Source organism: Bradyrhizobium sp., assembly GCF_049512235.1.
Lineage (GTDB): Bacteria > Pseudomonadota > Alphaproteobacteria > Rhizobiales > Xanthobacteraceae > Bradyrhizobium.
On record NZ_JBEKXH010000415.1, the window covers coordinates 1 to 5,702 of the forward strand.

Below are 5,702 nucleotides of genomic sequence, written 5' to 3' on the forward strand. Positions count from 1 at the left end.
CTGGTCGCGATCGCGATGTCGGGACTTTTCGTGCGCGCCCTCACGACAGGCGAATGGCCGGGCGCATTGTTTCTGGTCGGTTTTGCCGCGCTGTTTGCCTGCCAGGTCGGAGGATTTGTCCGGCGCAACCGCCCGCGGGCCTACACGTACGATGACTTGCCGGCGGCGTTGCTGCCGTAGCTTAGCCAATCTAATGCCGCACCACCAGCACCGAGCATTTGGCGTAGCGCACGACATGGCCGGCGTTGGAGCCGAGAAAATAGGTCCGCATCGCCGGCCGGTGCGATGTCATGACGATCAGGTCGGCCTTGACGGCGGCGGCCTCTTCGAGAATCTCATGATAGATGCCGCCCTGCCGAACCACGCTGGTGATCCGCGATGGCTCGATGCCGGATTCCTGCGCCACGATGATGAGCGCCTCTTCGGAGCTCTGGCGCTGCTGGGCGTCGAAATCGGCGGGCACATATTCCGCCAGCATCACCGGCGTCATCGGCAAAACGTTGAGAAGCCGCACCGCGCCGTGCCAAGTCTGCGACAGCGTTGCCGCGGTGGCAATCGCAGGCTTCGCCAGATCGGTATCGGCGAGGTCGATCGGCACGAGAATGGACCTGAACATCTATTCGCCTCCGTGCTGTCAGACCAGCCTAGCATGACCGCGGCCTGGCGGACCACCTTGCGGCCTCAGTCGTCCAACATCTGCTTCAGAAGCTTCGGGCTCACGAACCGCGCCAGCCGTCCGCGGCGGAATGCCACATCTTCCCAGTCGTCGACAGCGAACTCGAATACCGCCAAACCCGAAGTCGGCAGATTGCCGGCCAGCGCCTTGCGGCCGGCGTCGTCGCCGCTACCGCCGAGAGCCAGCGCCAGTTCGTGCATGGCGGGGTTGTGTCCGACGACCATCAGGACTTTCGGATCGGCCGTTGATGCGGTGCGGATCGTCCGCAGCAGCTGCGAGATGTCGGCGGCGTAAAGTTCCGGCAAAAGTTCGACCCGCGGCTCCCGGTCCAAGTCCTTAGTCCTCTCTTTGATCGTCTCTTTGATCGCCTCGTGGACGATTTCCCAGGTTTGATGCGCCCGGATCGCGGGCGACACCAGAACCAGATCTGGTAAAGGCGGGTGTGCCCCCATAAAGCGGCCGATCTCTGCGGCGTCAATGCGGCCACGGTCGTCGAGCCGGCGGTCCTGGTCGCGGCCTGAAGCCGCGTCGGTCTCGGTTTTGGCATGACGCAGCAGCATCAAACGGCGCATGGCGCAATCTCGATTCGCTTCAAGTCCGCGGATGAATATACAGGCTGGCGCTCCGCCGTGGTGGTCCTTCACGTTCTCTTCACCTTCGCACTTGGTCCGTCAAGAGAACTTCTGAACCAGAACCAAACTGGAACCAGCATTTAAGGGTGCCCTTTTGCATCCGGACTTCGCCGGGGATCGCGGGATAATGATGGGCGAACTTCGGATCCAGCAGCCATCGCGAGGTGACAAGCCTCCGACCGGTCCATAAGAAGACGACATGAGCGAGGCTTCCATACAAGCGGCCAGCCGGCCGACAATGCCGGATCGTGCGCGGCTGTCGTTCGATCTCGATGTCGACATCGCCATTGTCGGCGCGGGTCTCGCCGGCCTGACGGTCGCGTTGGAGGCCGCGCGGCTCGGCGCCAGCGTCGCCGTGCTCGAAGGTCGGCATGTCGGCTGGAATGCATCGGGCCATCAACTCGGCACGGTGATGCCCGGCTTTGCGCTGCCGATCGGCGATTTGATCGCGCGCATCGGCTTTGAAGACGCCCGTGAACTCTGGGCGCTGTCCAGGCAGGGCGCCGAATATGTGCGGGCCAACGCGTCAGAAGAATCAATTCCGGGTATTGCGCTGAGCGAGGGCGCGCTCGAAGTGTCCAACATCGAGGCCGGCGATGCGTTGATCAGCCGGCTGCAAATGCTCGGCGAGGATTTTGAGACCGAAGTGGAAGGCTGGCAGGTCGAGCGCGTGCGCGACCAGCTCAAGACCGATCGTTATTTCCATGGCGTGTATTATCCCAGGGCCTTTCAGATCGATGGCCGCAAATACGTCCATGGTCTTGCGGCGCTGGCGCGGCGGGCGGGGGCGCGGATCTTCGAAGACACCCCGGTCGTCAGCGTCGATGCATCGGGCATACGCAAGCGCATCGTGACGCCGTCGGCGCGGTTGCGCGCCTCGCACATCGTGCTCGCCGGCAACCTCCATCTGGGCGCGCCGTTGCGGCGGCTGTCGGAGACCCTGCTGCCGGTCTGGCGCTACGCGGCGGTGACCGCGCCGCTGGGCGAGCGCCTCTCCGAGATCGTGGCGTTCAGGGGATCGGTCACCGACAGCGACGGCATCGATCATTTCCGTGTGGTACAGGGCGACCGGCTGATGTGGGCCAGCCCTGAAACCACCTGGGAGGCGCGGCCGGAACGTTTTGCCGGCGCCATTGCGCGCAGGATCCGCACCATCTTCCCGCAGCTCGGGCGGGTCGAGATCTCGGAGGTCTTTGGCGGCGCCGTCGGACTGACGGTGCATGGCATGCCGCAGATAGGCCAGTTGCGCCGCGGCTTGTGGGTCGCGAGCGGCTTCGGCCGCCGGGGTTTGAACACCTCGGCGATGGCCGGGCAGCTGGTCGCGCGCGGCATCTTGTGGGGCGATGAACGCTGGCGGCTGTTTTCGCCGTTCGAACTGGTCTGGGCGGGAGGTGCGACCGGCCGCGTCGCCGCCTACGCCATCGGGTTGTGGGGACGCGGCAGCTCGGCCGCCACCGGCGCAATGGCCCGTTACCGGGAGCGCGCGCGACGGGAGGAGCGGCTTCGGGAGGCGCGTTTGGCCGAGGCCAATCGTGCGGCCGGACTGCGGCCGTCGCGGCCCCGCCCGCCGCCGGCCGGTTCGCCGTAGGGGCGAGCCTCGTGGTCGCCCTGCTTCGGCCGGCCGCGAATCCAACCCTTTCATCCAAGCGGCGAAGTCCGGTGCGGAACTCGCAAGAAAGTGAGAAAATCGCTTCAGATCGGTGTAACTTTCGCTGCCATCAACCCGTATTTGGGGGCGAACCATCCGATATGCCGCCGCCACGGAGACCATCATGATTGACCGCCGCATCCTGCTTGCATCTGTCGCCAGCCTGTTCGGCCTTGCCGCCTTCCGCTGGCTGCGGGCTACCCCGGCAAGGGCCGCCGAGAAATTCGAGATCGAAAAGACCGATGCGGAATGGCGCGCGCAGCTGACGCCGCAGCAATATGAGATCCTGCGCCAGGAAGGCACCGAGCGCCCGGGTACGAGCCCGCTGCTGGGCGAGCACCGCAAGGGTATCTTCGCCTGCGCCGGCTGCGACCTGCCGCTGTTTTCCTCGGAGACAAAATACGAAAGCGGCACCGGCTGGCCCAGTTTTTATCAGCCGCTCGAGAACGCCGTCGGCAAGACCGAAGACCGGACCTTCGGAATGCTGCGGACCGAAATTCACTGCCGCCGTTGCGGCGGCCACCTCGGTCATGTCTTCGACGACGGGCCGAAGCCGACCGGCCTGCGCTACTGCATGGACGGCTTTGCGCTGGTATTCCATCCGGCCGCGCCGTCGGCGACCTGAACGACCGGTTTCGGCCGGCAATTGTTGCCCGCCCGGCAATTCCGCCCCGGTCCTTCGGACCGGGGCTTTCTATTCAAGGAACTGATATCTCTCAACTTTCCATATTGGCACAACGCTTGCGAGCGTCTTCCTCGATGGCGGCCGTGGTGGCACAGACCAACCGGCTGCGCGGATCTGATGTGGAGACGGTGTTATGGGTATTTTCGACGCGCTGAATACGGCGGTAGGTGGTCTGCAGTCGCAATCCTTCGCCTTGCAGAACATCTCGGGCAACATCGCCAATGCTTCGACCACGGGCTACAAGGGTATCGACACCACTTTTGAGGATCTGATTCCGGATGCGACCTCGCCGAGCCGGCAGGTCGCGGGCGGTGTGACCGCTTTTGCGCAGCAGACCATTACCACCCAGGGCACGGTCTCGACCACGACGGTTGCGACCAACATGGCGATCAACGGCGACGGTTTCTTTTCGGTGCAGCAATCCACCGGCGAGACCGACAACATCCCGATCTTCAGCGGCACGACCGACTATACCCGCCGCGGCGATTTCCAGGTCAATGCCAACGGCAATCTGGTCAATGGCGCCGGTTATTATCTGATGGGCGAAACCGTCGATCCGAAGACCGGTAACGTCACCGGAAGCGTGCCCCAGGTGCTGCAGTTCCAGAACAATTTCATTCCGTCGCAGACCACCACGTCGATCAATTATGCCGCCAACCTGCCATCGACCCCGACCACAATCTCCAGCCCGACCGCGACGGCCGGTACGATTACCGCCCTCGGCGGCCTCAATCCGCTCGATTTCAGCCAAAATCCGACCCTCACTGCGGCTACCGGTTATACCGATGCCACGACAACAGGCACCGCGGTATCCAACGGGCTGGGGGCAACGATCACCACAAGTACCAAGCTTTCCGGCGGGGCAGGCGACAATTTGAACCCGGGCTTCGCGGCCGGCAACACGATCGACATCGACGGAACCACCTACACCTTCGTGAATACCGGCTCGACCGCCGGCACCACAGGGACAAATATCGATATCAGTGACACGGTTGGCACCTTGCTCAACACGATCGGCGCGGTCACCGGGGTGCAGCCGGTCCTTACGCCGGGCGCAACCACGGGCACGATCACGCTGCACACGGGGACGGCGGCCAATCTCGCGATCACGGTCACGCCAAGTCCGGGCGTTGGAGCGACCGCCTTCGCAGCGCTCGGATTTGCCGGCGGCGTGGTGAACTTGGCGCGTACCGCAGTGCCCTCGCCGCCGACGGGAGTGGTAGTCGCCAACGACGAACAGACCTTTTTGAACGAATCGATCAGCGGCGGCGCCATCACCGCCTATGATGCGACGGGTACCGCGGTCAATCTGCAGCTGCGATGGGCCAAGGTTGACAGCGCGGGGCTGGGCGGAACGCACGCCAATACCTGGAACCTGTTCTACCAGTCCGCTCCGAGCGCCACGGGCACCAATGCCGAGTGGACCAATGTCGGCACCCCCTTCACTTTTAGTTCCTCGGGCACGCTGACCAGTCCGGCGACGCCTGCCGTCACCATCCCCAATGTGAAGGTGGGTACCCAGACCCTCGGGACCATTTCGTTCAACGTGGCAGCCGGCAGCCTCACGCAATATGCCTCGACCAGCGGCACCGCCACCATCAATGCCGTCACCCAGAACGGTTACGCCGCCGGCCAGTTGCAATCGGTCGCCATCAACAATAACGGCATCGTCGTGGGCGCGTTCTCCAACGGGCAGAATCTCGATCTCGCCTCGGTCACGCTGTCGCACTTCAACGGCACCAACTATCTGCAGGCGCTGGACGGTGGCGCCTATGCCGCCACCTCGGAATCGGGGGCGGCCATTCAGGGCGCCTCGGGCACCATCAGCGGCTCGTCGCTGGAGGGATCTAACACCGACATCGCTTCCGAATTCACCAAGCTGATCGTGACCCAGCAGGCTTATTCGGCGAACACCAAGATCATCACCACGGCCAACACCATGATTCAGGATCTGCTGAACGTGCTGCGTTGATCGATTTGCAAGAGGTCGGCCCGGTCGACCAGAGGAAGCCATCATGAGTTTGGGTTCAGCTCTCGCCATCGCAATGTCCGGGTTGCAGG

Annotated in this window: 5 protein-coding genes and 1 pseudogene; 4 read left to right on the forward strand and 2 right to left on the reverse strand. The window is 63.7% G+C overall.

Annotated elements, in window-relative coordinates; all coding sequences use genetic code 11:
• A pseudogene (locus tag ABSG20_RS27955) lies at positions 1–180 on the forward strand (hypothetical protein); the annotation flags it as partial.
• 10 nt (positions 181–190) lie between these two features.
• Here ABSG20_RS27955 and ABSG20_RS27960 read toward each other — a convergent pair.
• Positions 191–616, reverse strand: coding sequence for a universal stress protein (locus tag ABSG20_RS27960; protein ID WP_423867708.1), 426 nt, complete (start codon positions 614–616; stop codon positions 191–193).
• 65 nt (positions 617–681) lie between these two features.
• The gene (locus ABSG20_RS27965) at positions 682–1,248 is read right to left on the reverse strand and encodes a SixA phosphatase family protein (protein ID WP_423867712.1); all 567 of its coding nucleotides are present in this window, start codon (positions 1,246–1,248) and stop codon (positions 682–684) included.
• 259 nt (positions 1,249–1,507) lie between these two features.
• On the opposite strand from ABSG20_RS27965, the gene ABSG20_RS27970 reads away from it, so the two are divergent.
• The 3 genes from ABSG20_RS27970 (at position 1,508) to ABSG20_RS27980 (ending at position 5,613) form a co-directional block, all read left to right on the forward strand.
• Positions 1,508–2,896 (forward strand): NAD(P)/FAD-dependent oxidoreductase, encoded by a 1,389-nt coding sequence (locus ABSG20_RS27970; protein ID WP_423867709.1) that lies wholly within the window; start codon positions 1,508–1,510, stop codon positions 2,894–2,896.
• A gap of 184 nt (positions 2,897–3,080) precedes the next feature.
• A complete protein-coding gene (msrB, locus tag ABSG20_RS27975) occupies positions 3,081–3,581 on the forward strand; it encodes a peptide-methionine (R)-S-oxide reductase MsrB (RefSeq protein WP_423867710.1) in 501 nt (166 codons plus the stop codon).
• 193 nt (positions 3,582–3,774) lie between these two features.
• Positions 3,775–5,613: a flagellar hook-basal body complex protein gene (locus tag ABSG20_RS27980; protein WP_423867711.1), complete on the forward strand. Its 1,839-nt coding sequence runs from the start codon at positions 3,775–3,777 to the stop codon at positions 5,611–5,613.
• Positions 5,614–5,702: the final 89 nt, after the last annotated feature.